Source organism: Streptococcus humanilactis (assembly GCF_019448275.1).
Taxonomy (GTDB): domain Bacteria; phylum Bacillota; class Bacilli; order Lactobacillales; family Streptococcaceae; genus Streptococcus; species Streptococcus humanilactis.
This window is the reverse complement of sequence record NZ_JAHXBZ010000067.1, coordinates 1-203: the sequence shown is the minus strand read 5'-3', so window position 1 is coordinate 203 and position 203 is coordinate 1. Positions and strand designations below refer to the sequence as shown.

Here is a 203-nt window from a genome sequence, read left to right as displayed (position 1 = left end):
GTTAAGTGGGATTTGTCTTGAACAACAACCTTCTCATCTGGTTTCACTGGTGTGAAGCCTTCGTTAACTAGGTCTTTTCCTGCGATTGGGTGACTGATCTTAGTGCTTGGATCGGTAACCGTTGCGGTTCCATCGTCACCTACTGTGACATCCTTACCTGGGTTCTTCGCTTTGACCTTATCTTCCACTTGTTTTTTCTCTTC

Annotated in this window: 1 pseudogene; it reads right to left on the bottom strand. The window is 45.3% G+C overall.

The features are described from left to right. A pseudogene (locus tag KV696_RS09895) lies at window positions 1-203 on the bottom strand (hypothetical protein); the annotation flags it as partial.